This is a genomic window from uncultured Christiangramia sp. (assembly GCF_913046405.1).
In the GTDB taxonomy this organism is placed as follows: domain Bacteria; phylum Bacteroidota; class Bacteroidia; order Flavobacteriales; family Flavobacteriaceae; genus Christiangramia; species Christiangramia marina.
This window is the reverse complement of sequence record NZ_CAJWRQ010000165.1, coordinates 1-2769: the sequence shown is the minus strand read 5'-3', so window position 1 is coordinate 2769 and position 2769 is coordinate 1. Positions and strand designations below refer to the sequence as shown.

Here is a 2769-nt window from a genome sequence, read left to right as displayed (position 1 = left end):
CGCCAAATCTTGCCACAGAAGATATTGAACAATTTGTAACCTATCCCGTAGAACTATCTATGGGTAATTTACCAGGCGTTACAGAAATAAGATCTATCTCACGCTTTGGCCTTTCCGTAGTTACTATCGTTTTTGAAGACGATATGGGAACCTATCTTCCTCGACAGCTGGTACAGGAAAAACTAAACGAACTGGGCGAATCTATCCCTGAAAAATTTGGAAGTCCATCTATGGGTCCCATCTCTACTGGTTTAGGTCAAATCTATGAATACACTATAAAGCCAGAGGAGGGTTTTGAAAACAAGTATTCGCCTATGGAACTGCGCACCGTGCAAGATTGGGTTATCAAACGACAACTCACATTACTGGAAGGCGTGGTAGAGGTCAACTCTTATGGAGGCAGTATTAAACAGTACGAGGTCACTGTCAACCCAGATAAGTTGAATAGTTTGGGTATTAGTATTTCACAAGTGTATGAGGCTCTCGCTCGGAACAATGTGAATACAGGCGGTGCTTACATAGAAAAAAATAAAATGTCAAATTTCATAAGAGGTGAAGGTCTTATTCGCTCTTTGGAAGACATTAAAGATATTTCGATTATTAACGAGGGCAACATTCCCGTAACTATTGGAGATGTTGCAACACGCGTCCATTTTGGGAATCAGGTACGTTATGGTGCTTTTACGCAAGACGGTAAGGAAGCCGTGGGAGGAATAATAATGATGCTAAAAGGTTCAAACCCTAATGCGGTTATTCAAAATGTTAAGAATCGTATGGCAGAAATTGAAAAATCCCTGCCAGAAGGTCTCACTATCGCCCCTATCATTGATCGTAGTGAGCTAATTGCCAGAACGACCGATACCGTTAAAACCAATTTACTGGAAGGCGCCCTAATCGTGATATTTGCCCTTGTTTTATTGTTGGGTAGTTTAAGAGGTGGCATCATAACGGCCACGACCATACCGTTGTCCTTGCTTTTTGCCTTTATATTAATGAAGCAATTTAATGTATGGGCAAACTTAATGAGCTTGGGAGCTATAGACTTTGGGATTATTATAGATGGTGCCGTGATTATTATAGAAGGAACGGTGTATGAGATCCAAAAACGGATTAGGTCTGGAAAGCTAAAATTCAATCAAGGCGTAATGGATAAAGTAGCCTATGATGCCGGAACCACGATGATGGGTTCCGCATTTTTTGGACAGATTATAATTCTTATTGTATTCACGCCTATACTTTTTCTTACGGGGGTAGAAGGTAAAATGTTTAAGCCGATGGCGTACACTTTCGGTTTTGCCATGATAGGTGCTATTTTCTTATGCCTTACCTATGTCCCTATGATGTCTGCCCTATTTATGAAACCCATTCAGAATAAAAAGAACTGGTTTGGAAGGTTTGAACGCTGGCTGGAAAGGATAAGTGATAAGATAATTGGTGGAATACAAAGGGTATATATGCCTTTACTGAAAGGGGCATTAAAACTGAAGCTCATTGTTGTAGGTGCTGCTGCTGTTCTACTTGTATTAGCCGGTTTCCTTTTTTCCAGAATGGGAGGAGAATTTGTGCCTCAACTGGATGAAGGGGATATTGCAATGCAGGCTTTAATCAGACCAGGAAGTTCATTAACAGAGTCTATTGAAGTTTCCAAAAAAATAGAAAATATCCTTCTAGAAAATTTTCCTGAAATTAAAACAGCAACAGCAAGAATTGGAGTAGCGGACATCCCAACAGATCCAATGCCGATGGATATAGCAGATATGTACCTGATTCTTGAAAAAGATAAGGATAATTGGACAACCGCTGAAACTAAAGAAGGACTTATAGCGCAAATCAAGGAAAAACTCAATAAAGAACTTACTGGGGTAAACCTTGTGTTTACGCAACCTGTAGAATTAAGGTTCAACGAATTATTAGAGGGGGTTAGAGAAGATATTGCGGTTAAACTATATGGAGAGGACCTGGGGGTGTTGTCGGAAAAGGTACAGGAAATGGCTAATATTATCCAGACCGTACCTGGAGCAGGAGATGTTAATCCTGAACGAACATCTGGGCTGCCACAAATGACCGTGAAATTTAACCGTGATAAAATTGCTCAATATGGCCTGGATATCCAAAAAGCAAATGATTATATAAGTACTGCTTTTGCGGGAGGAACCGCAGGAGTCATTTTTGAAGGAGAAAAGCGATTCGATTTAGTAGTAAGATTTGATGAAGAACATAGAAAGAATATTGATGACTTGCGTGGAATGTATATCGATCTTCCCGACGGAACTCAGGTACCGATAAAAGAAATAGCAGATATCGAATATGTTCCGGGCCCTATGCAAATTTCGAGAGATGATACCTACAGAAGAACCTATGTGGGTGTAAATGCCCGGGGAAGGGATGTAGAGTCAGTCGTTAATGATATTCAGCAAAGATTAGATGAAGAATTAGAATTACCTCCCGGGTATTATATAACTTATGGGGGGGAATTCGAAAATCTTCAGAGTGCTAAGGACCGCTTGATAATTGTTGTACCCATTGCCCTTTTCTTGATATTTGTTCTTCTATATTTTGCCCTAAAATCGTTTTCCCAATCTGTCATGATCTATATAGCCATACCCCTCGCTGCCATTGGAGGTGTTTTTGCCCTTTGGTTGCGGGGAATGCCATTCAGTATTTCTGCTGGGGTAGGTTTTATTGTATTATTCGGGGTTGCAGTTTTAAACGGGCTGGTACTAATAAATAGATTCAATTCTTTAAAAGAAGAAGGAGTAACCAGTATAA

At 40.1% G+C, this 2769-nt stretch carries 1 protein-coding gene; it reads left to right on the top strand.

Going from position 1 to position 2769, the window contains the following annotated elements; genetic code table 11:
* Positions 1 to 2769: CusA/CzcA family heavy metal efflux RND transporter (locus tag QZ620_RS13780; RefSeq protein WP_295182760.1), on the top strand; the 2769-nt coding region annotated here is incomplete at both ends.